Origin of the sequence: Fundidesulfovibrio agrisoli (assembly GCF_022808715.1) — a bacterium.
GTDB classification, from domain to species: domain Bacteria; phylum Desulfobacterota; class Desulfovibrionia; order Desulfovibrionales; family Desulfovibrionaceae; genus Fundidesulfovibrio; species Fundidesulfovibrio agrisoli.
On the sequence record NZ_JAKZKX010000007.1, the window covers coordinates 96,199 to 117,182 of the forward strand.

Consider the following 20,984-nt stretch of genomic DNA (forward strand, 5'->3'; position numbering starts at 1 on the left):
ACCAGGCGCGCAACCTAAACAGTGGCCGTGTGAGCAGACATCCACGCCACGGGCCCCCCCGCTCCAAGCTTTATAAGCTCAAGGGGGATCAGTCCGCGTCGAGGATGCCGGTCTTGCCCAGCAGGATCTTCCTGGTCAGCTTGCCCGCCTCGTAATTGGTCTCCTTCCACCAGAACCAGCCCGAGGTGTTGGCGTTGAGCGGAATTTCATAGATCCGGGTGGTCCTGCCCTGGTTCTGGTCATAGTAGGCGCAGGCCACGGCCACGAAGCGGGCATTCTCAGCGCGGTCCAGGCGCAGCGTCTCGCTGGAGCCCGGCTGCACCTTCACGCGCTGCGCGCCCACCACGCTGGAGTCGAACTCGCGGCATTCCACCAGGCTGGAGACCCCCGTGGGGCTGGCGGCCAGATCCTTGAAGGCGGCCGGGCTGGCGAGCTGGTACACGCACACGTCCAGGGGGTGGGCCGCTCCGCCGTATTCATTGAGGAAAGGGTCCGCCGTGAGGGTCAGCTCCAGGGCTTTGGGCGCGTAGCTCCAGTTGCCGGCTTCGGGGCTGTAGGAGGGCTCGGCCTTCTGCGGGGCGGCGGTTGGCCCCCCAGTTCCGCATCCGGCGCTGAAAGCGGAGAACGCCACCAGGGCCAGCATCGCCATGAGTGTCAACAGCTTGCGCATTCATTCCTCCCTTGGATCAGCGGGACTCAACATCGCCAGGCGGCACAATGTCAAGGCCCGGCCCCGCCGGGCGCCGGGCCGTGGGATCGACGGGTGATGCTCGCCCTGCCCCCCGCCGCGCCGGACGCCGGACCGGAGGCACGGGGGGCCGCAAACAGGCCTGCTTGAGCAAACTTCTCTATGATTCATCAATGTTACGCCTCATAACCAGCCAGAGTGTGGACGCAGCGGCCACTGCTCCTCAAGATGAAAATAATAGCATAAAGACAATTAGGTCTTGCCTTTCATTTTTTACTGGCTATATTCCAGGCCTCAGCAACTCAACCAGCATACATTTTCTTGATTCTTGGGCTTTCTTGTTACAGCTCCAAGCGATTTGAAATGACGTGCTACAAACAGGAGCAACAGCCCATGTCCAAGAAACTCTATGTCGGCAATCTTTCCTTCAATACCACCGAAGACGAAATCCGCAACCAGTTCGCCACCTTCGGCGAAGTCATCAGCGTGAGCCTGATCACCGACCGCGAAACCGGCCGCCTGCGCGGCTTCGGCTTCGTCGAGATGGACGACGAAGGCGCCCGCGCCGCCATCCAGGGCATGGACGGCAAGGACTTCGGCGGCCGCAACCTGAAGGTCAACGAGGCCCAGGACAAGCCCCGCTCCACCGGCGGACGCGGCGGCTACGGCGGCCGCTGGTAGCACCGGCGCCCTTGCCGCCTGTCGGCAATGATTCGAAAAGGCCAGGACGTGTTCCTGGCCTTTTTTGTTTCCGCCGGCGGGGAGCCCCCGCCAGCAGAGCTTCGGCACGACAAATGCTTACATTGCGGAGGGATAAGGGAACGGCACAAAGCGGCGCACATGTAACCCGCGCCCGGCGGGTCGCGTCCTCCTTGGCAGGGGGCCGTCCCGCCCCTGAGGAGGTTTTCACCATGCACACGCCGCCCAAGGCGCTGGAACTGCGTTTTCTCGTGCCGCCGCACCTTGAGGAGGCCGCGCGCAAGGCCATCGCGCCCTACGCGGTGGAGGAGCGCGCCCCCGACCCCGCCAGGCTGGCCTCCCCGGCAAGCCCCAAGCGCTGCCTGCTCAGCGGCCAGGAGCTGGCGGAGCTGCTGGGCGACTAAGCCTAGCCGGCCAATTCCCGGTAGAGGGCCTCCAGCTCCGCCGCCTCTTCGGCAACATTCTTGCCCCGTGGGATTGAAGCCGCGAGGGACTCCAGCAATCCCGGCTCGCCGCGCATCCTGCGGATGGCCCGCGCCAATCCTTGCGCGTCGCCATTTGCGAAGAGCAGGCCCCACCTCCCGAAACCGAGCATCTCTGGCACGCCGCCCACGTCCGAGGCCGCCACGGGCACCCGCGCGGCCAGGCACTCCGACACCACCAGGGGCGTGTTCTCGCTGCGCGAGGGCATGACCACCGCGTCCGCCGCCGAGAGGATGCGTTCCAGGTCCGCCGGGCCGTAGCCCCCGTGCCAGGCCGCCCCGCCCGGCGGATGCGCCCGCTGCAGGCGCTCCACGTAGTCCGGCACGCAGGGGATGCCGTGAACGTCCAGGGTCACGCCCTCCCAGCCCAGGATGTCCAGGGCCTCGAAGACCACGTCCAGCCCTTTGGCCGGGGCCACGATGCCCATGTAGGCCAGCCGGAGCGGGCCGCCCGCGCGCCTTGGCCGCGCGACCGGTCCCAGCGGGCGTTGCCCTAGCGGTATGCGCCGGAACATGCGCGGCGCGAGCCCCTGGCGGCGCAAACGCTCCTCCTGGAAGCCGGCCAGGCTCACCACGCAATCAAGGCCCGCCACGACCCGCCGAAGGTGTTCGCGGCGGGCCGCGAAGCATGATTCCAAGGCTTCCATATCGCGGGAGAGCGCGCCGCCCGGCCTGCGCTCGGCGAAGCAGCGGGCGCAGTCGCGCGGCTGCGGGGCCTGGTGGGCGCAGGGCGTCATGTCCGCGTGCAGGAAGTGCGGCTGCTCGCAGACCAGCCAGAGGTCGTGCAGGGTCAGCAGCGCGGGGATTCCCTCCCGCCGCGCCGCGTCCGCCAGGGAGGCCGAAAGGTCGAAGAAGTGGTGGAAATGCACGATATCCGGCCGCTCGGCGCGCAGGAACTCGGCGAAGCGCCGCCCGGACTCGGGGTTGTCGTGGGCCAGGGCGAAGGCCGCCGCGTCCCGGTCCGGCGGGGGCGGGTCCAGCTCCAGGCGCGCCACCCTGAGCCCCTGCGCCTCCTCGAACACGAGGCCGCCGCCCCTCGAGCGCCGGGGGCACAGGGCCAGCACCTCGTGCCCGCGCCGCGTGAGCTCCAGGGCCACGTCCAGGGTGTGCAGCTGGGTGCCGCCGATCTCATGCGGGGGCATGCCGTGGGCCACCATGAGTATCTTCATGCCCTGCCCCTATGCGTGTTCCCGGTTGTAGGCGTCCACGAAGGCCTCCATCTCCCCGGCAAGCTCCCGGAAGCGCTCCCGGGGGATGTTCTTGCAGAAGCAGTTGCTCGGGCTCTGGTGGTTGTAGAGCGACACGTCGAACCCTTCGTCCACCAGCCCGAGCCGCCTGCACTCCTCGAAGGCCTCGGTGCCGGGATAGGGCGTGAACACCGAGTAGATGATCTGGTCGCTGCCGATGCTCTGCATCAGCTCGAACGTGTCGCGCAGAGTCTCTTCCGTCTCCAGGGCGAAACCGGCCATGAAGAAGGTCAGCAGGCGGACCCCGTGGCGCTTCACCGTGGCCGCCGCGCGGCGGGACTGCTCCACGGTGATGCCCTTGCGGATGTGGCGCAGGATGCCGTCGTTGCCGGATTCGATGCCCAGCAGCACCGCCGCGCATCCGGCGGCGCGCATGGCCGCCATGACCTCGTCGTCCACCAGGCGGACCGACAGCTCGCAGCTCCAGGTGAGGCCCGAGCCCGCGATGGCTTTGCACAGGGCCAGCAGGTGGGGCTTGCCCACCCCGAAGGTGTCGTCCTCGAAGTGCACGTGCTTGAGGCCCAGCGCGGCCAGGGCCGCAAGCTCTGCGGCCACGTTGCCCGGGGAGCGCAGGCGCGGCCTGCGGCTCCAGATGTAGCGCGAGCCGCAGTACTGGCAATCGAAGGGGCAGCCGCGCGTGGCGAACACGAAGCCGAAGGCCTCGCGCGGGTAGCGGGCGTGGTCCACCAGCACCTGCGGCGCGGCCGCGTGCGGGAAGGGCAGCGCGTCCAGATCCGCGATGGGGGCGCGGCGGCCCGATGAAGCGATGGTGCCGCCCTGGCGGAAGATAAGGCCCGGCACCCGCGAGAGCGGGCGGCCCTCGGCCAGGGCCTCCAGCAGGCCGGTGAGCGTTTCTTCGCCCTCCCCGATCACTGCCGCGTCGATGGCGGGTTCGGAGAGGATGTCCGCCCCGGTCATGGAGGGGTGCGGCCCGCCCACGACGATGAACAGCTCAGGGTTCTGGTGCTTGGCAAGGCGCGCCAGCAGCCGGGCCGAGGCGCAGTTCTGCGACTTGACCGAGATGCCAAGCACCGCGGGATTCTCGCGGGCGATGGCCGCCAGGGTCTCGCGCCAGATGGGGGCCTCGGGGTCGGCCAGGTTGGCCCGGTAGCGCCGGTAGCCCTCGCCCGCCAGCACGGCGTGGCTGGTGGGGCCGGGGGTCACCGTGGGGTCGAAGTCCGCGTTGAGCACGCGCACCGTCCACTGACCGCGCGAGGCGACGACGCCCGCCAGGTAACCCAGCCCCAGGGGCATGTTGCACAGCACCATCCCCGCCTCGTAGAGGCGGTAGAACGGCGGCTCAACGAGCAGCAGGCGTTTTTCCATCATGTAACATCCATAATGAGGAGGAGAGGAGCCTCCGGCGGCCAGAGAGCCTTCGGCCCTCTGGACGCCCATTTAGCTTCGCGTTTGTCCGGCCACCAACAAATTTTAACCGCTCATGCCCTCAAGCGCCCGCCTGAAAAACTCGGCATAATCAAGCGCCTTCACGCGCCAGTCGAAGGCCCGCACAGCCTCCCGCGCTGCCGCGCCCATGGCCGCCAGCCGGGCGCGGTCCCGCGCCAGCTCCCGCACGACCTCCTCGAAGGCGTCCGCCCGGCGCTCCACGATGAAGGCGCTCTCCCCGTGGCGCAGGTACTCCGGCACGGTGCCGTTGTCCGTGGTGACGATGCCCCGGCCCGAGGCCGCCGCCTCCAGCAGGGAGTTGTTGCTGCCCTCCGTGAGCGAGGCGCAGCAGTACACGTCGATCCCCGCGTAGAAGCCGGGCATCTCCTCAAGCGACAGCATCCGCTCCCCCAGGCCGCAGGTGGCCAGGGCCACGCCCGCGAGCCCCCCCAGCCCGTCCAAGATCCCGCAGCCCTTGTCGCCGGGGCTCTGGCGGTTGCCCGCCCAGCCAAGGCGCAGCGGTCCGCCGTGCGCCCCCGGGGCGCTAGCGGGCGCGAACAGCTCCAGGTCAACCCCGTGGGTCACGTAGGCCACGCCCGGCAGGTGCAGGGCGAAAATATCCGCCAGCCTGCGCGACACGGCGTGCACCGCCCCGAAGCGCTCCTCCAGGATCGGCGCGAGCCCGGCCGCGCCCATGGCCTCCCAGGCCACGTGGGAGCGAATGCCCGCGACGTTGCGCTCCCGCCTGCGCACCAGCTCCGGGCGGGCCAGGTTCCACTCCAGGGCGTAGACGAGGTCGTATTCGGCCTCGTCGTAGGGCTGCTGGTCCCAGTAGTAATGGGGCACGAACTCGAAGCGTTCGCCCAGAAAACGGCGCAGGGCGGAAACGTGGCGATCGAAGATCCAGCCGCGCTGGTCCGCGATACACAGTATGCGCGGTCGCGAGTTCGGGTCGCTCATGCGTACTCCAGGCCCGGGTGGACCACGTTCCAAAGGCCGAAAACCGTGAGCAGCCAGAGGATGCCGGAAAGGTCGTATTCCGGAGTGTGGCGCGCCAGGTAGTCCTCGATGCACCGGCGGGAGAAGAGTTCCTCCAGCCGGGAGGACGGCTCGCCCAGCAGGCCGCGCAACATGGCGGAGGCCTCGCGCCCGGGCAGGAACCAGTGTTCGCGCGGGATGGCGAAGCCCTGCTTGGGCCGCAGCACGAACTCCGGCGAAAAACCCTCGGCCAGAAGCAGCCGCTTGAGCACGGCCTTGCCGCCCAGGCCCTCGCGGAACCGTTGCGCCAGCGGCAGGCGGCGGGCCACGTCCAATACCTGGGGGTCCAGAAGTGGCGGGCGCACCTCCAGGGCGTGGGCCATGGAGGCCATGTCCACCTTGGTCAGGATGTCGCCGGGCAGGTAGGTGCGCATGTCCATGCATTGGGCGTGGGCCAGGGCGTCAAAGCCGCAGCTGCGCCGGGCGGCCTCGGCGTAGGCATGACAAGGCTCGTCCAGGAAGCCCCGGAACTCGGGCCGCCAGAGGGGCTCGCGGAAGGGGCGCGGCGTGGTCAGGACGTGCTTCTCCCACGGCGTGGGGCCGCAGCCGGGCCGCTCACCCGAGGCCAGCCAGTTGGCGTAGGTGTGGTAGCCGCCGAAGGCCTCGTCCCCGCCGTCGCCCGAGAGCGCCACGGTGACGCCCTGCCGCGCGGACCGGCAGAGCAGCCACGTCGGCAGGATGGAGCTGTCCCCGAAGGGTTGGCCCTGCGAGGCGGCCAGCCCCGGCAGCAGGGCCAGCATGTCCTCGGCAACGATGGTCTCGTGCAGCTCCGGCCCGAGGATTTTCGCGGCCTGGCGGGCGTACTCCAGCTCGCTGGCGCTGGCCTGCTCGAAGCCCACGGCGAAGGCCGGGAGCGGCCCTTCGACGCTCCGGCGGGCGGCCCAGGCCACCAGGGTGGAGTCCACCCCGCCGGAGAGCAGCAGCCCCAGCGGCACGTCGGAGACCATCTGCGCGGACACGGCCCCGCACACCGCCTCGGACACGGCCTTGAGCGCGGCGGCGTCATCCTCCAGGGCCGGGTCGGGCTCGAAACCGGGGTCGTGCCAGCGGTGGGGCTCCTCCAGCCGGAAATCGCGTATCCCCCCTGCCCCGTCCGGGCCGCAGCCCGCGAACGTGGCCGAGAGGGAGCAGCCCGGCTCCAGGCTGTGGACGCCCTCGAAGATGGTCATGGGCGCGGGGATGTACTGGTAGCGCAGATAATGCTCCACGGCACGCAGGCTGGCGCGCGGCGCGGGTTCTTGCAGAGTGCCCAGGGCGTCCAGTTCGGAGGCGAAGGCGACGCCGCCCGCCAACGGCCTGTAATACAGCGGCTTGATCCCCAGGCCGTCGCGGGCCAGCAGCAGCTCGCCGCGCCGGAAGTCCACCAGGGCGAAGGCGAACATGCCGCGCAACCTGGGCAGGCAGCCACGGCCCCAGGCCTGCCAGGCCAGGAGCACGGCCTCGGTGTCGCTGCGGGTGCGGGCCTCAAGGCCCATACCCGCAAGCTCCGCGAACAGCTCCCGATGATTGTAGATTTCCCCGTTGCAGACCACCCAGGCCGAGCGATCCGCGCTGGGCATGGGCTGGGCTCCGCCCTCGCGGTCGATCACGGCCAGCCTTCTCTGGCCAAGTGCCAGCCATGCGGGGGAGCCGAACAGGCGCAGCCCCTCGCCGTCGGGGCCGCGATGGGCCAGCGCGCCGGTCATGGCGGCGATTTCCCCGCGCGTGGGGGGCGTTCCCGTGGAACGCAGCACTCCGGCGACGCCGCACATGGCCCGGCTAGGCCCTTCCCGCCTTGGCGGCCTCGCGCCATGCGATGAGCCGGGCCAGGCCCTGGCGCAGGTCGTCCGTGGCCGTGAATCCCAGATCGCGCCGGGCCTTCTCGGGGCAGCCCACGCGGTTCTTCACGAAAGTCTGGCCGCCCTCCTGATATTCGATGCCGGTCTTGGCCCCGGTGATCTCCAGCACGATCTCGGCCAGTTCCCTAAGCGAAGTCTTCCTGCCCGTGCCCACGTTGTAGAAGGCGTCGCTGGCGTCGGCCTTCATGGCCAGCAGGTTGGCGCGGGCGCAGTCCGCCACGGAGACGAAATCGTAGGACTGGCTGCCGTCGCCGAAGAGCACCGGGGGCAGGCCCTGGTCGATGCGGTCGAGCATGCGCATGATGACCGCGATGTAGGCCCCTTTGTAGTCCTGCCGGGGGCCGTAGACGTTCATGTAGCGCAGGCCCACGTAGTCGAAGTGCTGGGGCGTGCCCTTGTAGCGGTGGTGCAGGGCGCGGCAGAAGTGCTCGCCCGCGATCTTGGTGGCCCCGTAGAAGGTCTTGTTTGCGTAGGGGTGGTCCTCGGCCATGGGTTCGCTGACGGCGTCGCCGTAGACCGAAGCGGACGAGGAGTAGACCAGTCTGCGCACGCCGTTGGCCAGCATGGCCTCCAGCACGTTGAAGGTTCCCGCCACGTTCACCTCGAAGGCGGAGCGGGGGTAGTCCTGGCAGTGGAGCAGCCAGAGCGCGGCCAGGTGGAACACGCCGTCCACGCCTTTCATGGCCGCGTCCAGGATGTCGCGGTGCATGAGCTCGCCGCCGAGTTCGAAGATTTTCACCCGGGGGTCGCGGAGGGCGTTCTCCAGGTTGGCGCGGGTGCCGCGCGTGAAGTTGTCGAAGACGCGGATTTCGGCCACGTCCTCGGCGGTGAGCTGGTCCACCAGGTGGGAGCCGATGAAGCCAGCCCCGCCGATGACCAGGAGGCGCTTGCCTTTGATGTCCATTGTATTCACTCCGTCGCCGCGCGGGGCGCGGCGTAATCAGCGTATCTTGTACCGACTCCCGGTAGGAGGAGACGGTGGCTTTGTCCTATTCCGGCTCCCGCTGTGGCCTCCCCGGCCGTGAGCCGTCGGATATATTTGAAGAATATCCTAGGCTCCCGGACGGCGAGGCCACAGCGGGAGCCAACACGGTTCATCGCGGCAAGGCAATACAGTCCTCTTGTGCGGGGAGCCAATCCTCTCATCGCAACCGAGTGGGAAAGTCCCTGGTTTGGCGGGAACGATCCCAACTCATTGCGGCCAATCAACAAAGCCTTTGCGGATGGAGCCACCACGTTGCCTGCTGCGAGCCGAAATGCAATCTTGCCTGGCATCTGGGCCGAATGGGTGATTCCCCCTGACCCGTGAGGGTGATCGCCAACAACGCGAAGCAAAACGGGATTCCAAAGGGAGGAACTCCCTTTGGCCGCCGGAGGCATCCCCCCTCTTCAAATCTCCCCAAGCGCCTCGCGCAGCGCCGCCACCACCTCCACCTGCTCCCCGTCAGTCATTTCGTGGTACAGCGGCAGGGCCAGGCACTCGTCCCAGGCCCGTTGCGCGCCGGGGAACGGGCCTTCCAACCTGCACAGGGCCGGATCCTGGAAGGCGGGCTCGGCGGGCAACAGATAGGTGCCGATCTGGGCCTCGACGCCGCGTGCGCGCATCCTGGCCATGACCTCGTCGCGCCGGGGCACGAACACGCAGAAGGTCTGGCGGCAGCTCTTCCCGCCCGGTGTGACGGCGTGCGCGTCCACGCCCTCCAGGCCCTCCAGCAGTTCAAGATAACGCGCGGCCAGCTCCCGCCGCCGGGCCACGATCTCCTCCAGGCTGCGCAGTTGGGGCAGGCCCACGGCGGCCTGGATGTTGGAGAGCTTCAGGTTGGTGCCCATGCGCACGAAGCGCGGGCGGCCGCCGTCCGGACCCTGGCGCTCCAGCCCGAAGTGCTTGAGCGACCACATGCGCTCGGCCAGGGCCTCGTCGTTCGTGGTGACCAGCCCGCCCTCGCCGGTGGTGGCCACCTTGCGCGGGTGCAGGCTGAACACCGTGACGTCCGCTTGGGAGCCCACGGGTTGGCCGCGCCAGCTCGCTCCCAGGGAGCAGGCGGCGTCCTCGATTATGGGGATGCCCAGCCGCGCCCGCAGGGGGGCGAGCCGGTCCCAGTCCAGGGGGTTGCCGAAGAGCGAGACGGGCATGAGCGCGCGCGTGGCCGGGGTGACGGCCCGCTCCAGGCGCTCGAAATCGACGTTCATGCTCCAGGGGTCCACATCCACGACCACGGGCAGCGCGCCGACCATGGAGACGGCCGTGGCCGTGGCCGGATAGGTATAGGCCGGGACCACCACCTCGTGCCCGGTGCCGACGCCCAGGGCGCGCAGGGCCAGCTCCAGCCCGGTGGTGCAGGAGGTCACGGCCAGAACGTGCGCCGCACCAGTGACCCCGCGGGCTATGGCTTCCAGTTCGGCGGTGGCGGCCCCTTCGGTGAGGAAGCCGCTTGCAAGCACCCGGCCCACCTCGTCCAGGGTTTCGGCGGGCAGCCAGGGGCGCGTCAGCGGGATGCGGTACATGCGGGCACTCCGGTGAAGATGGCCCGGAAACGCTCCAGGGCCGGGGCGATGAGGCTCTGGCTCATCCACTGCCTGCCCCGCCTGCCGATTCCGGCCACACCGGCGGGGTCGTCGGCGGCCTGGGCCAGACGGGCGGCTACTTGCTCAGGCGTGGCGGCGTTGAGCATGGGATAGAGCGCGGCAGCGCCCTCGGGGTCCAGGTGGTCGTCGCGGCGGCCCAGCAGGGGCTTGCCCAGGCAGAGGGCCTCGCTGACCACGCCCCCGCCCTTCCAACTGTAGGCGAAACCCGAGGCCACCACGTCGGCCAGGGCCGCGCAGGGCATCACCTGCTTGCGCCCGGCCAGGGGCATCCAGTGCACCAGGTCGGCGATGCCCAGCTCCGCGATCAGCCGCTTGCTGGCCTCCACGTCCACGCCGTACTCGTGGCAGACCAGGCCCACGCGCACTTCGGGCCGGGCCTTGGCGAACAGGGCCAGGCCCCTCAGCAGCACGTCGTTGCCCTTGAGGTCGTCGGGGTACTGGGCGCTGGCCCATACGTGGCGGGAGTGATGATAGACGAGCAGGCCGCAGCTTTGGCGCAGTTCCAGCACGCGCCCGTAAAACGGGGCCAGCCCGGCGCGGGCGGGGAGCGTCTCCGGGTCGTACTCCGGCATGTAGAGAATGGGCACGGAGTGCTGGTGGCGCACGCCCTGCGGGGCCAGCTCCGCCCAGTAGCGCTCGCGCCCGGGGTTGTGGGCCGGGGCGAAGACGTGCGCGGCATCGCGGATGGCGGCGCGCTGGGCCAGGGAGAGCGGATGCAAGCCCTGGCCTGATTCGTCCTTGTAGTAGGGAACCTCGGTGTAATCGGAGCCGTGGGGGCAGAAGGCGTCCAGCCTGCGGCCCGCCTTGTGCACGAAGGCCGGGGCGTAGTTGCAGGCCACGATGTGGGTGTATGGTGCCAGGTCGCGGGCGATGGCCTCGGGGGCCAGCGCGGCGAAGCTGGCCGGGTCGCCCCAGGGGAGGTCCACGGTGCAGGCCGTGTAGCCGTCCGAATAGCTGTCGAAGCTGGGGTGGAAATGCTCCTGCTCGCAATTGAGGCGCAGCAGGTCCGCCCGGATGTTCATGTCCCGCAGGTAGCGCACCAGGCAGAAGTAGTTGTTGTTCATGTTGCCGATGCAGGCCACCCGCGCCTCAGCAACGGAACCGGCCCCGGCTCCCGCACCGCCGCGCATGGCCTAGTCGTCCTCGTCCGGCTCGGGCCTGAAACGCTCCAGGGCGCGGCCCACGGTCAGGAAGCGCACGCCGGGCTGGCCCACGCGGGCCAGGACGGAATCGAGGATGTCGTGCACGCCCATCTCTCTGGTGTTGCGCAGGGCGCTCAGGGCTTCGAGGTTGCGCAGGTGGGGTTTGGCGCGCTCGAAGTGCTCCTGCGAGGCAGTGTTCAGGTAGATGTGGATGGGCCGGAAGTTGAGCATGAAGATGCCCGGCTCGCGGCTGGCCATGCGCTCCAGGTTGGGTAGCGACCGGCCTTCGAGCCACTGCGCGTCGTCCCAGGTGATGGAGGCGTCCGGGCGGCCCTGCACCAGGGGGGCCGGCATGCAGTCCTCCCCGTGGCGGGCGCTTGTCCAGTTGATCTCCAGGCTGGCCAGCAGGCCCTCGGGCAGGCCCGGGCCCCAGTCCAGCCTGTAGGGGCGCATGCCCCGGGCGCAGTGGTAGAGCCGGGCCATGGAGATGACGTGCGCCGTGGGATCGGCAACGCTCATGTCCGGCAGCAGGGCCACGTCCCGGATGGCGGAGCAGCGCACGCGCTGGTCCTCGGTGGAGAAGTAGGTGTGCGGCACCCCGGCCTCTTCCAGGATGTGCAGGCAATGATCCGCGATTTCGGGCAGCACCCAGTCCGCTTCGTAGCACAGGCAGACGATCACGATTCCCCCTCCCCTTCGGCCACCACGCCCGTGGCCACCCAGTTCCGAACCGTTTTATCGAAAAATTCCAGACGGTTCTCCCCCACCTGCACCCCCGTGAAATGTTCCGAGAGCGCACGGGCCAAGTCCTCCGCGCGCTCGAAGAGCACGTGGAGCTGGCCGTGGCGATGGTCCCCGGGGCGGTTCACCCGCACCACCCCGTCGCCCAGGCGCTCGCACCCCCGCATGATCCAGTTCTCCGGGTGGTTGGTGGTGAGCACCACCCTCCCCCCGGGAGCGAGCACGCGGGCCATCTCGGCGAGCGCAAGGCGCGCCTGGTCCATGTGGGCGGCATAGTGCAGCACGCCGCCCGCGAGCGCCAGCGCAAACATGCCGTCCGGGTAGGGAATCCGCTGCGCCGTGCCCACGCGCACAAGGGCCTCCTGCCCGTAGGCGCGGGCGTTGGCCTCGGCGCGGCGGGCGATGGCCTCGGTGAGCTCCACCCCGTGGGGCCGCCAGCCCATCATGCCCAGGCCCGCCAGGTCCCACCCGGAGCCGCAGCCCACGTCCAGCGCGGCCCGGCCACGGCCCTCGGCGAAATCGGCCCCCAGGTGCCCGCCGCGAAGCAGGTGCACCAGGTATTGGTTGCCCGGGGCGTTGATGCGCCCGGCGTCCTCCCGCGAGCGCACCCCCTGGTAATAGGCCTCGTGCCGGGCCAAGTTGTCGGCCAGCTTGTCGGCCAGGGTTTGCTCCCCCGCGTGCGGCCTTCCGTCGGCCCGGGAATCAGGGAGCTTATGATCCGCTCCGCCGTTTTGCTCTCCGCTTCGGCCCCGCCCCGCGCTCACGCCCCGGCCTCCCCGCCCGATACCCCGGGGCCCAAACCTCCTGGACGAAGCGCCTCGGCGCGCTCCCGCAGCTCGCGGGCCCAGGCCGCGCGGTTGGCCTTGAGGTACTCCCACTTGGCCATCAGCTCCTCGTGGCGCTCCTTCTGTTCGGCCACTCGGCGCACTGCGGCGGTGAGGTATTTCTCCATGCGGCCCACCTCGGCGTGGAAGTCCGTGGGCAGGGCGTAGGCGGGCTCCCAGAGGATGGAGCACCCCGCGCACAGGGCGCGCCCGCCCTCAAGCGACTCGTAGTCCCGCCTGCGCAGGGCGTCGCGGAAGGCGGCCATGCGCGGGCCTTCCCACAGCGCCAGCACGCCCTCGTCGGCCACGTTGCCCAGGGCGTAGCCTGTGTTGCAGTCGATGGTGCAGGGCATGGCCGTGCCGTCCCAGTCGATGCCCATGATGTCCCAGGGGATGTTGCACACGGGCCACTGTTCGCGGGGCAGCGCGGCCTTGCCCTCCAGGCCGGACGCGCCCTCCCCGATGGGGCCGGTGAAGTTGTGCAGGGCGAAGACGCTCACGTGGCCGATGGGCAGGCGGGAGAACATCTCCTCGAACAGGGCGGCCTCGTGGTCGTTGGCCTGCTGGCGCAGGAACACGGCGTCGCAGGCGTAGGAGGCGGAGGTGGCCTCCTCGCCCCAGGCCTCCAGGAAATCCAGGAAGTTCGTGAGCACCTGCTCGAAGTGGCCGCGCCCCTTGACCGCGCGGTAGGTCTCCGGGCTGGCCGCGTCGATGGAGACGCCAAGGTAGTCCACGCGCTTCAGCGCCGGGATGTGCTCCGGGCGGATGGCCGCCAGGTTGGTGTTCATTTGCACGAAGAGGTTGCGCTCGCGGGCGTAGTCCACCATGTCGAAGATGCGCGGGTGCAGGGTGGGCTCGCCGTGCTTGTAGAGGTTCACCGTGATCTCGGCCCAGAGCGGGGCCAGCTCGTCGATGATGCGGGTGTAGAGCCCGAAGTCCATCTGGCCCCGAGGGCGCTCCATCTGGGTGTGGGTGGGGCAGTGCACGCAGCGGCAGTTGCAGGAGTTGGTGGGCTCGATGAACACCCGGCGCGGGAGGAACCCTTCGGGCGCGGTTCCGCTGACGGCGGCCTCGATGAACTTGAGCCGGTTGAGCTGTGTTTTCAGCTCCTTGTAGACGAAATCGTCCTTCTTCACGCCTGATCTCCTCGAATTTCTTCCGCAATGACCCGGATGGCGGCGTCCGCCCGCTGCGCCAGCGCGAGCGCCTGCTCCCGGCTCTCTGCGGCGGCCACCACGAACCCGGCCCGGTCCGCCCCGGTGCGCACGGGCCGGATTTCGTCCCCCGGCGACACCAGCAGGCCCGCGTCCAGGATTCCGGGCCAGGAGCGAACATCCTCCAGCCCTTCCACGCGCGCCACCTGCCCCGGCTTCGGGGTCAGGAAATGATAGACGCAGCCCCGGCGCGCCGTTGGCTCAGGCGGCCCAGGTTCCTCCCCCAGGTAGGCCCGCAGGGTGGCGGCCACCACGTCCACCCCCGCGACCCAGGGCACGATGGGGTCGGGAGTGTGGCCCCCGCCGGGACGGAGACCCACTTCGAACAGGGCCGTCCCGCCGCCCGGGAGCGAGCACAGCTCCACGTGCGCCGGGCCGAAGGGCAGGCCCAGGGCGCGCACCGCGTCGCAGGCCGCGCCCTCCACGGCGCGCAGGGCGTCGCCTCCCAGCACGCTCGGGTAGATCACGTCCGTGTCCACCCGGTAGGGCGGCGGGGTCTTGCGCTTGTCCGACACGGCCAGCACCGTGGTGCGCCCGCCCCAGGTGAACGTCTCCAGCGAATGCTCCAGCCCCTGGACGCACTCCTCCAGCATGACGCGGCGGTCCGCATAGAAGGACTGGGCGAAGGCCACGGCTGCGGGCAGATCCTCGACAGTGCGGACCATGCTCACGCCCCGGCTGCCCCCGCCCCGGCTGTCGGCGGGCTTGCAGACCAGGGGCCACGCGGCCAGCTCCCGCGCGGCGGCCAGGGCCTGCTCCGCGCTCTCGACCACGGCGAAACGCGGCTGGGGCAGGCCGCGCTCCCGCCAGCGCTGGCGCATGGCGGCCTTGTCCGTGCCCAGGGCGGCAACGCCCTCGCCCACGCCGGGCAGGCCCATGGCGGCGCTCACCGCGGCGGCCGGACGCACCCCGAAATCGTTCAGGGGCACCACGGCGTCGATGCGCAGCTCCCGGGCCAGCGCTATCAGGCCGGGCACGTCCACGATGTCCACGGCGCGGCCCGCGTGGGCGGCGGCCAGGCCCGGGGCCTTGGGGTCGCGGTCGGCCACGGCGGTGAAATAGCCCAGGCGGCGGGCCGTCTCGATGGCCCCCAGGTAGTAGCGCCCCCCGCCCAGGATGAGCACGCGCCTGCGCCCGTTCATTGCTCCACTCACTGATTTGCGCCTCCCCCGCGCAGTCGGCGGCGCAGCACCTCGGCCCGGACCAGGGCCAGCCGCGCGGCGAACTCACCGTGCGCATCCAGAATCTTGCCCTGCCCGTCGGCCACGCCGACGACCTGGGTGGGATGCGTGAGGCTGTCCAGAATGATGTCGCCGCGATCGCCCACCATGCCCCCTGCGGCCACTGGCTGCCCGGCCAGCTCGCCGCGCCCGCAGCCCGCCAGCCAGCGCCCGGCGTCCAGGGCGGCGCGCAGTTCCGCCGCGAGCATGGCCCGCATGTCGGGGCGCAGCACGGTCAGGCCGCGTTTTCCGGCTGCATCCAAGGCCTCGGGGGTGGCCGCGCCGATGCCGCCGTCCATGACCAGCGCGCCCTCCGGGACCGCCATCACCACTGCGGCGTCGATGCGCCCCGGCTCGAAGGCCAGCAGCACGTCCGCCCGCGCGGCGGCTTCGAGGCGGTCCGCCACGGACAGCACCTCCGGCGCGGCGGGGCACAAACGGGTGAGCGCGGCCGAGGCCTCGCGGGCCGCCTCGCCATCCGCGACGACCTGAGCCCCCTGGGCGGCCAGGGCCAGGGCGGTGCCGAGGGCCAGGGGCGAGGCGTCCAGCAGGGCGATCCGCGCACTGCTTGCGCCGCCGCGATGCCAGGCCACCTGGGCGGCCACGGCCCTGGCCCAGACGTCCGCGTCGCAGTAGGCCGATACGGGCGTATAACGCACCAGCCGTGACAGGACCTCGTGCAGGGAGCGGGCCTGCCCGGCCCCGCGCCCGGCGTCCACGAAGAACACGTCCACCACGCCGTCCAGCGCGGCGGCGACCTCCGGCAAAGCCTCCTCGCCGCAGCGCAGGCTGCCGATGACGTAGCCCGAGCCCTCCTGCACGAAGGGGGAAGGGGCCACGCCCGATGCGCCCTCGGGCAGGCGGTAGACGTTCATCACGGCCTTGCGCCCGGTGAGCCGCGCCCGGGAGCGCACCCGCGCGCCCAGGGTTTCCAGGGTTTCCGAGGCATCCTCGGGGAGCCCGAACAGCGTTTCTGGCAGGCGCGGGCCGCCGTTTGGGCCGTTGCCCCCCGCGTCCGCCAGCTCCCTGGCGTGGCGTCGGAAAAGCTCCGGCCCGGGCTCCTCGCGCTCCTCCCGGCTGGCGCGGCGGACCACCTCGCGGACGTCCACCCCGCACTCGCGCGCGGCCTGTTCCGCCAGCGGCAGGAAGGACGAATGCAGCCCGCAACGCCCGGCCTCCAGGGTGAGGCCGCGCAACCCCGGCGCACCCTCGGCCAGGGGGCCGAACAGGGCGCGCCCGGCATCCAGCAGAGCGTCGCGGTCGAGCCCGGTGGGCGCTCCGGCGCTCTCCAGCACGGCGGCAAGCACCTCGGTGGCGGCGTTGCCCCCGCCCCGACCCACACCGTGCAGGGTGGCGTCCAGCCAGACGGCCCCGGCCCGCCAGGCGGCCAGGCTGTTGGCCACGGCCAGGCGCAGGTTGTCGTGGCCGTGAAAGCCGACAGGCAGGCCGGTCTCACCGGCCACGGCGCGAACAGCCTCAGTCACGACTTCCGGCAGCATGCACCCGGCGGAATCCACCACGTAGATGGCCGACGCGCCGTACCCGGCCAGCTCGCGGGCCTTGGCCGCCAGCTCTTCGGGCGCGAGCACGTAGGATTTCATCACGTTGGCGAAGGCCGTGAGCTTAAGCTCCGCCGCACGGGCCAGAAACGGCGCGGCCCCGGCCGATTTGGATGGGTTCACGCCCACGCGCACGAAGCCCATGCCGAGCGAGGCGGCCAGCTCCAGGTCCGTGAGCCGCGCGACGCCCGGGATGCAGAACATGCCCCAGCGCGCCCGCTCCAGCGCCCCTGCGGCGGCCTCCATGTAGGCCGCGTCCGAGGCGGCGGCCCGGCCCTTGCCCGCCAGGGAGGCCCCCAGGCCCAGGCCGTGGCCGATCTCCACCATGCCCACCCCGGCCTCCTCCAGCACGCGGGCCACCAGGGCCGTGTCCTGCGGGGAGAACTGGAAGTCCACGGCGTAGCTGCCGTCGCGCAGGGTGCACTCTAGCAGGGCTGGAGCGCGGCGGGCGGCGGCGCTCACGCCCTAGTCCTCCTCGGCCGGGGCCAGGAAGCGCAGCAGGTTTTCGCCCAGCACGCCCGCGCCAGCCAGCTCGCCCTTGGAGACGCCGATCTTCTCGAAGGCGCGCAAAACATCTCCCCAGGAGGTCTCGGGGAAGTCGGTGCCCACGCAGATGCGCCGGTCGAAGCTCTCCAGCAGGAAGGCGATGTCCAGGCCCACGGAGGCCTTGGCGAAGCGGGTGAGGGTCAGCGAGAGATCCAGCAGCACGTGCTCCATGGGCCTGATGCGCTCCGAGGTGGCCAGCAGGTCGTCGTAGCCGCCGTGCACCAGCACGATGCGCGTGCTGTCGCACACGGCGCAGAGCTGGTGGATGGCGTCGCTCACCGGGCGGCCCAGGGGCGGCAGCGGCGGGCGGTGGATGGTGCAGACGAAGGCGGCCAGGTCGGCCTCGCCCGCCAGGTCCACCACCTCCTCGATCAGGGGGTCGGTGAGGGGCACGCCGGACATGCGGGGGTAGATCTTCACCCCGGCGAAGCCCATCTCCTCGGCCTGGGCGATGGTCCGGGCGGCGGTGTTCAGACCCATGGAGAGGTCCAGCCCGGCCACGGGGATGAAGCGGCCCGGATGTTTGGCCGCCGTGCGGGCCAGAAAGTCCAGCTCGGCGTGGCCGTGCATGCCCGCCAGCACGGCGCGCTCCACGCCGTGTTCGTCCATGGAGGCCAGCAGGGCCGCCACGGAGGCGTCCCGTCCCGTCTCGAACCATTTGCCGTCTTCGGTGGCGTGGGCCAGCGCGTCTACGATCATGCTCAGTCCCTCCCCCTCAGGGGATAAAGTGTCCCTATGCAGCGGTTGCAGGCCGCGAAGGAGCCCGCCCGCTTGAGCGCCAGGCGTACCTCCCGGGCTCGCTCCGAATTCCAGACGTCCATGAAGCCCCTGTGCCCGCCCTGCTCCAGAACGCTGCCGAACCCGGGGAGCACGCAGTGCCCGTAGACGCCCACGTTGCCGTCCATGTCCAGCTGGGCGGCGTACCAGGGGAGATAACAGGGTGTGCCGGGAAACATCCAGGCCTTGGGGTCGTAATATGCGGCCAGGTCTTCGGCTTCGAGGCGCGGTGAGAAGTAGACGTTGTACTCCCCGGCGGGGAACTCCGTGGCGATCAGCGCCGCCTGCTCCGCCAGCGCCGGGAGGTCGATGGCAGCCAGGTCCACCCCGTCCAGGCTGCACGGGGAGGCCTGGGCCAAGAGCGGGGACTGCTCCCGGCTCAACTGCGCCTCCCACTGCGTGGTGTACTGCAGGTGGTTGATGTTCACGTAGCAGTGTTCCAGCAGGCCCTCTTCGCGCAGGCCGCGCAGCATGGGCAGCAGGTGTCGGCAGTTGTGGTCGCTCACGGTGCAGCACACGCCCAGGATGGGCCGCTCCGCCCCGAGGTTCTTCTTGGCGGCCACCAGGGCCTTGAGCCCGGCCACGGCCCGGGCGTGGCTGCCGGGCACGCCGCGCAGGCGGTCGTGCACCTGGGGCGGGCCGTCGATGGAGACGCGCACCAGATCCACCCCGGCGTCCGCGATCCAGCCCGCATGGCGGGCCAGGGTCCAGCCGTTGGTGATGGTGTAGAATGGCAGGCCCTTGGATTTCGCGTAGCGGGCCAGGCGCTCCAGGCCGCTCCAGAGCAGGGGCTCCACGAAATTGGTCTTGATGGTGGGGCCGTGGGGGGCCAGTTCGTCCACCAGCGCAAGCGCCCGCTCCAGGGGGAACTCACGCTGGCGGCCCGGCCGGGAGTAGCGGCCCGAGAACAGGCGAGCTTCGCCGGGGGGGCTTTTGGCCGCGTTGGCCACGCCGATGTCGCACATGCGGCAGCGCATGAAGCAGTTGGTGTTCACCGAGAGGCAGACCGTGTGCGGGGCGGCGGCCACGCCGTCCTCGCGAGCGTAGTAGGCCTTGTTGGCGGCCTCCCTGGCCCGGATGGCCGCGTATTCCTGGCGAGACTTCACGCCCGGCCTCCCGTGACCATGCCGAACTCGGGCAGCCAGCGGTTGAGGTACAGAAGCGACCAGATCAGCAGGCGGAAATTGTCCCGCCCTTCCAGGTGGCGGTCCACCAGGGCGGTGCAGGCCTTGCGGTCCAGCAGGGACCACACCGGGGCGGCCGGGTCGCAGAGGTTGCGCCGCACGAATTCGATGCTGTCGCCCCTGAACCAGGAGCGGTCCGGGCCGGAGAAGCCCTGCTTCTCGCAGACGCAGACGTCCTCGGGCACGAAGCGGGAGAGCATCCCGCGCAGGATGATCTTGCCGTCGCGGGTGCGCTGGTAATACTGGCGCGGCTTGGCGAACTCGTTCTCGTCCAGGCGCAGGGTTTCGTGCAGGTTGCCGATCTTCACGCCCACGGGCAGGGCCGTGGCGAAGTCCACCAGCTCGTTGTCCAGGAAGGGCACGCGGTTCTCCAGGCCACGGGCCATGGCCAGCTTGTCCTCCACCATGAGCAGGCCGTGCAGGAAGGTCTTGGCCTCGAAACCGAGGCAGAGGTTCACGTACTCCTCGGGCGTGCGCAGGCGCTCGGGGCGCTGCCCGAACACCCCCCTGAATATCTCGCGCATGTCCATGTGGCGCACCTGCCCCCACACCGGGGCCAGCACCTCGGCCTCTCGCCCGTCGGGGATGAGGCGCTGCCAGTAGGCGTAGTACTCCCCGACGAAGCCGTCGAAGCTGCTGCTGGCGGCGGCGCGGTAGTAGCGCCAGGGGTAGCCGCCGAAGAGCTCGTCGCCCCCGGAGCCCGAGAGCACCACCCGGCAGAAGCGGCTGACCAGCCCGGCCGCGTAGTGGTTGGGGTAGCTCTGGCCCACGCGGGGCTCCTCCAGGTGGCGCACCACGGCGGGCAGGCAGCGCTCCATGTCCCCGGCCTTGAGCACGGCCTCGTAGTGCTCGGTGCCGAACAGGTAGGAGAGGCGCTCGGCCTTGGCCCGCTCGTCGAAGTTGAGCTCCAGGCCGGAGGCGGAGCTCAGGTCGAAGCCGCAGGTGAAGCTCTTGATGCCCGGGACCAGGCGCGAGGCCACGGCGCAGATGGAGCCGGAGTCCACCCCGCCGGAGAGGTAGGCCCCCACCTCCACGTCGCTGACCAGATGGCGGCGAACGGCCTGCTCGAACAGGTGGGCCAGTTCCTCCTCCAGTTCCTGCGGGGTGCGGGTGTCGTTCACTTTCGGGGCGAAAGTGAAGTCCCAGTAGCGCCGGAACTCGGGGTCCGGCCCGCCCGGGCGCAGCAGGCACCAGGTTCCGGCGGGCATCATGGAGACCCCGGCGAAGAGGGTGCGGGCGGTGAAGAAGTTCTGGAAGGTCATATACTCGCGCAGGCCCTCCGGATCCATGCCTCGGGGCGCGTCCGGGTGGGCCAGCAGGCCCTTGACCTCGGAGGCGAAGATGAGCGCCCCGCCCGCCCTGCACCAGTACAGCGGCTTGATGCCGTAGCGGTCGCGGGCCAGGAAGAGCGTGCGCTCGCGCGAATCCCACAGGGCCAGGGCGAACATGCCGTTGAAGCGTTCCACGCAGGCTGGTCCCCACTGGGCGTAGGCCGCCAGAACCACTTCTGTGTCCGTGTTGCTGCGGAACACACGGCCCTTGGCCTCGAGCTCGCGCCTGAGCTCCCGAAAGTTGTAGACCTCCCCGTTGTAGGCCAGGGCGAAGCGGCCCCAGTCCAGGAGCATGGGCTGGGCCCCGGCCTCGCTCACGTCCAGGATGGCCAGGCGGCGGTGGCCCAGGCCGCAGGGGCCGTCCGCGTGCAGGCCCTGGCCGTCCGGGCCGCGATGGGCCAGGGCCAGGGTCATGGACTCCAGGGCCGCGAGGTCGGGCCGCGAGCCATTGTCGCAGAGGATGCCGCAGACGCCGCACATGG

18 protein-coding genes are annotated in these 20,984 nt (G+C 70.4%); 2 read left to right on the plus strand and 16 right to left on the minus strand.

What is annotated here, in order from left to right:
• Positions 1-88 precede the first annotated feature (88 nt).
• Positions 89-670, minus strand: coding sequence for a type VI secretion system lipoprotein TssJ (tssJ, locus tag MLE27_RS07275; protein WP_243311400.1), 582 nt, complete (start codon positions 668-670; stop codon positions 89-91).
• A 411-nt stretch (positions 671-1,081) separates the two neighbouring features.
• On the opposite strand from tssJ, the gene MLE27_RS07280 reads away from it, so the two are divergent.
• Both MLE27_RS07280 and MLE27_RS07285 read left to right on the plus strand, forming a co-directional pair.
• Entirely contained in the window at positions 1,082-1,369 is a 288-nt protein-coding gene (locus MLE27_RS07280; protein ID WP_243311401.1) for an RNA recognition motif domain-containing protein, read from the plus strand.
• A 230-nt stretch (positions 1,370-1,599) separates the two neighbouring features.
• Positions 1,600-1,791 carry a hypothetical protein gene (locus MLE27_RS07285; RefSeq protein WP_243311402.1) on the plus strand — a complete coding sequence of 64 codons (192 nt, stop codon included), beginning with the start codon at positions 1,600-1,602 and terminating at the stop codon, positions 1,789-1,791.
• A 2-nt stretch (positions 1,792-1,793) separates the two neighbouring features.
• On the opposite strand, the gene MLE27_RS07290 is transcribed toward MLE27_RS07285, so the two are convergent.
• The 15 genes from MLE27_RS07290 to asnB (MLE27_RS07360) all read right to left on the minus strand — a co-directional run bounded on the left by MLE27_RS07290 (position 1,794) and on the right by asnB (MLE27_RS07360) (position 20,982).
• The gene (locus MLE27_RS07290; RefSeq protein WP_243311403.1) at positions 1,794-3,038 is read right to left on the minus strand and encodes a glycosyltransferase; all 1,245 of its coding nucleotides are present in this window, start codon (positions 3,036-3,038) and stop codon (positions 1,794-1,796) included.
• A gap of 9 nt (positions 3,039-3,047) precedes the next feature.
• On the minus strand, positions 3,048-4,445 hold the full coding sequence (locus tag MLE27_RS07295) for a B12-binding domain-containing radical SAM protein (protein ID WP_243311404.1): 1,398 nt from the start codon (positions 4,443-4,445) through the stop codon (positions 3,048-3,050).
• A gap of 102 nt (positions 4,446-4,547) precedes the next feature.
• A complete protein-coding gene (locus MLE27_RS07300) occupies positions 4,548-5,462 on the minus strand; it encodes a glycosyltransferase family 4 protein (RefSeq protein WP_243311405.1) in 915 nt (304 codons plus the stop codon).
• Positions 5,459-7,291, minus strand: coding sequence for an asparagine synthase (glutamine-hydrolyzing) (gene asnB, locus MLE27_RS07305; protein ID WP_243311406.1), 1,833 nt, complete (start codon positions 7,289-7,291; stop codon positions 5,459-5,461). The genes MLE27_RS07300 and asnB (MLE27_RS07305) overlap by 4 nt, the downstream gene beginning before the upstream one ends.
• A gap of 7 nt (positions 7,292-7,298) precedes the next feature.
• Positions 7,299-8,282, minus strand: a complete 984-nt coding sequence (locus tag MLE27_RS07310; RefSeq protein ID WP_243311407.1) for an NAD-dependent epimerase/dehydratase family protein — start codon at positions 8,280-8,282, stop codon at positions 7,299-7,301.
• 485 nt (positions 8,283-8,767) lie between these two features.
• Positions 8,768-9,883, minus strand: coding sequence for a DegT/DnrJ/EryC1/StrS family aminotransferase (locus tag MLE27_RS07315; RefSeq protein ID WP_243311408.1), 1,116 nt, complete (start codon positions 9,881-9,883; stop codon positions 8,768-8,770).
• Positions 9,865-11,094: a glycosyltransferase family protein gene (locus MLE27_RS07320; protein WP_243311409.1), complete on the minus strand. Its 1,230-nt coding sequence runs from the start codon at positions 11,092-11,094 to the stop codon at positions 9,865-9,867. Before MLE27_RS07320 ends, MLE27_RS07315 begins: the two co-directional genes overlap by 19 nt.
• Before the next feature lie 3 nt (positions 11,095-11,097).
• Positions 11,098-11,787: a polysaccharide deacetylase family protein gene (locus MLE27_RS07325; protein ID WP_243311410.1), complete on the minus strand. Its 690-nt coding sequence runs from the start codon at positions 11,785-11,787 to the stop codon at positions 11,098-11,100.
• The gene (locus MLE27_RS07330; protein WP_243311411.1) at positions 11,784-12,485 is read right to left on the minus strand and encodes a class I SAM-dependent methyltransferase; all 702 of its coding nucleotides are present in this window, start codon (positions 12,483-12,485) and stop codon (positions 11,784-11,786) included. Before MLE27_RS07330 ends, MLE27_RS07325 begins: the two co-directional genes overlap by 4 nt.
• A gap of 122 nt (positions 12,486-12,607) precedes the next feature.
• Complete coding sequence (locus MLE27_RS07335) at positions 12,608-13,807, minus strand: radical SAM/SPASM domain-containing protein (protein ID WP_243311412.1); 1,200 nt, start codon at positions 13,805-13,807, stop codon at positions 12,608-12,610.
• Positions 13,804-15,027 (minus strand): ATP-grasp domain-containing protein, encoded by a 1,224-nt coding sequence (locus MLE27_RS07340; RefSeq protein ID WP_243311413.1) that lies wholly within the window; start codon positions 15,025-15,027, stop codon positions 13,804-13,806. The genes MLE27_RS07335 and MLE27_RS07340 overlap by 4 nt, the downstream gene beginning before the upstream one ends.
• 8 nt (positions 15,028-15,035) lie before the next feature.
• Positions 15,036-17,126, minus strand: coding sequence for a beta/alpha barrel domain-containing protein (locus MLE27_RS07345; RefSeq protein ID WP_243311414.1), 2,091 nt, complete (start codon positions 17,124-17,126; stop codon positions 15,036-15,038).
• A 3-nt stretch (positions 17,127-17,129) separates the two neighbouring features.
• Positions 17,130-17,909, minus strand: a complete 780-nt coding sequence (locus tag MLE27_RS07350) for an amidohydrolase family protein (RefSeq protein WP_243311415.1) — start codon at positions 17,907-17,909, stop codon at positions 17,130-17,132.
• 2 nt (positions 17,910-17,911) lie between these two features.
• Entirely contained in the window at positions 17,912-19,093 is a 1,182-nt protein-coding gene (locus tag MLE27_RS07355) for a radical SAM/SPASM domain-containing protein (protein WP_243311416.1), read from the minus strand.
• Positions 19,090-20,982 (minus strand): asparagine synthase (glutamine-hydrolyzing), encoded by a 1,893-nt coding sequence (gene asnB, locus MLE27_RS07360; protein ID WP_243311417.1) that lies wholly within the window; start codon positions 20,980-20,982, stop codon positions 19,090-19,092. The genes MLE27_RS07355 and asnB (MLE27_RS07360) overlap by 4 nt, the downstream gene beginning before the upstream one ends.
• Positions 20,983-20,984 lie beyond the last annotated feature (2 nt).

Excerpts from the sequence above, each read along its gene's own strand:
- tssJ (WP_243311400.1), bottom strand. The coding sequence starts at position 670 with ATGCGCAAGCTGTTGACACTCATGGCGATGCTGGCCCTGGTGGCGTTC.
- MLE27_RS07280 (WP_243311401.1), top strand. The coding sequence starts at position 1,082 with ATGTCCAAGAAACTCTATGTCGGCAATCTTTCCTTCAATACCACCGAA.
- MLE27_RS07285 (WP_243311402.1), top strand. The coding sequence starts at position 1,600 with ATGCACACGCCGCCCAAGGCGCTGGAACTGCGTTTTCTCGTGCCGCCG.
- MLE27_RS07290 (WP_243311403.1), bottom strand. The coding sequence starts at position 3,038 with ATGAAGATACTCATGGTGGCCCACGGCATGCCCCCGCATGAGATCGGC.
- MLE27_RS07295 (WP_243311404.1), bottom strand. The coding sequence starts at position 4,445 with ATGATGGAAAAACGCCTGCTGCTCGTTGAGCCGCCGTTCTACCGCCTC.
- MLE27_RS07300 (WP_243311405.1), bottom strand. The coding sequence starts at position 5,462 with ATGAGCGACCCGAACTCGCGACCGCGCATACTGTGTATCGCGGACCAG.
- asnB (WP_243311406.1), bottom strand. The coding sequence starts at position 7,291 with ATGTGCGGCGTCGCCGGAGTGCTGCGTTCCACGGGAACGCCCCCCACG.
- MLE27_RS07310 (WP_243311407.1), bottom strand. The coding sequence starts at position 8,282 with ATGGACATCAAAGGCAAGCGCCTCCTGGTCATCGGCGGGGCTGGCTTC.
- MLE27_RS07315 (WP_243311408.1), bottom strand. The coding sequence starts at position 9,883 with ATGTACCGCATCCCGCTGACGCGCCCCTGGCTGCCCGCCGAAACCCTG.
- MLE27_RS07320 (WP_243311409.1), bottom strand. The coding sequence starts at position 11,094 with ATGCGCGGCGGTGCGGGAGCCGGGGCCGGTTCCGTTGCTGAGGCGCGG.
- MLE27_RS07340 (WP_243311413.1), bottom strand. The coding sequence starts at position 15,027 with ATGAACGGGCGCAGGCGCGTGCTCATCCTGGGCGGGGGGCGCTACTAC.
- MLE27_RS07350 (WP_243311415.1), bottom strand. The coding sequence starts at position 17,909 with ATGATCGTAGACGCGCTGGCCCACGCCACCGAAGACGGCAAATGGTTC.
- asnB (WP_243311417.1), bottom strand. The coding sequence starts at position 20,982 with ATGTGCGGCGTCTGCGGCATCCTCTGCGACAATGGCTCGCGGCCCGAC.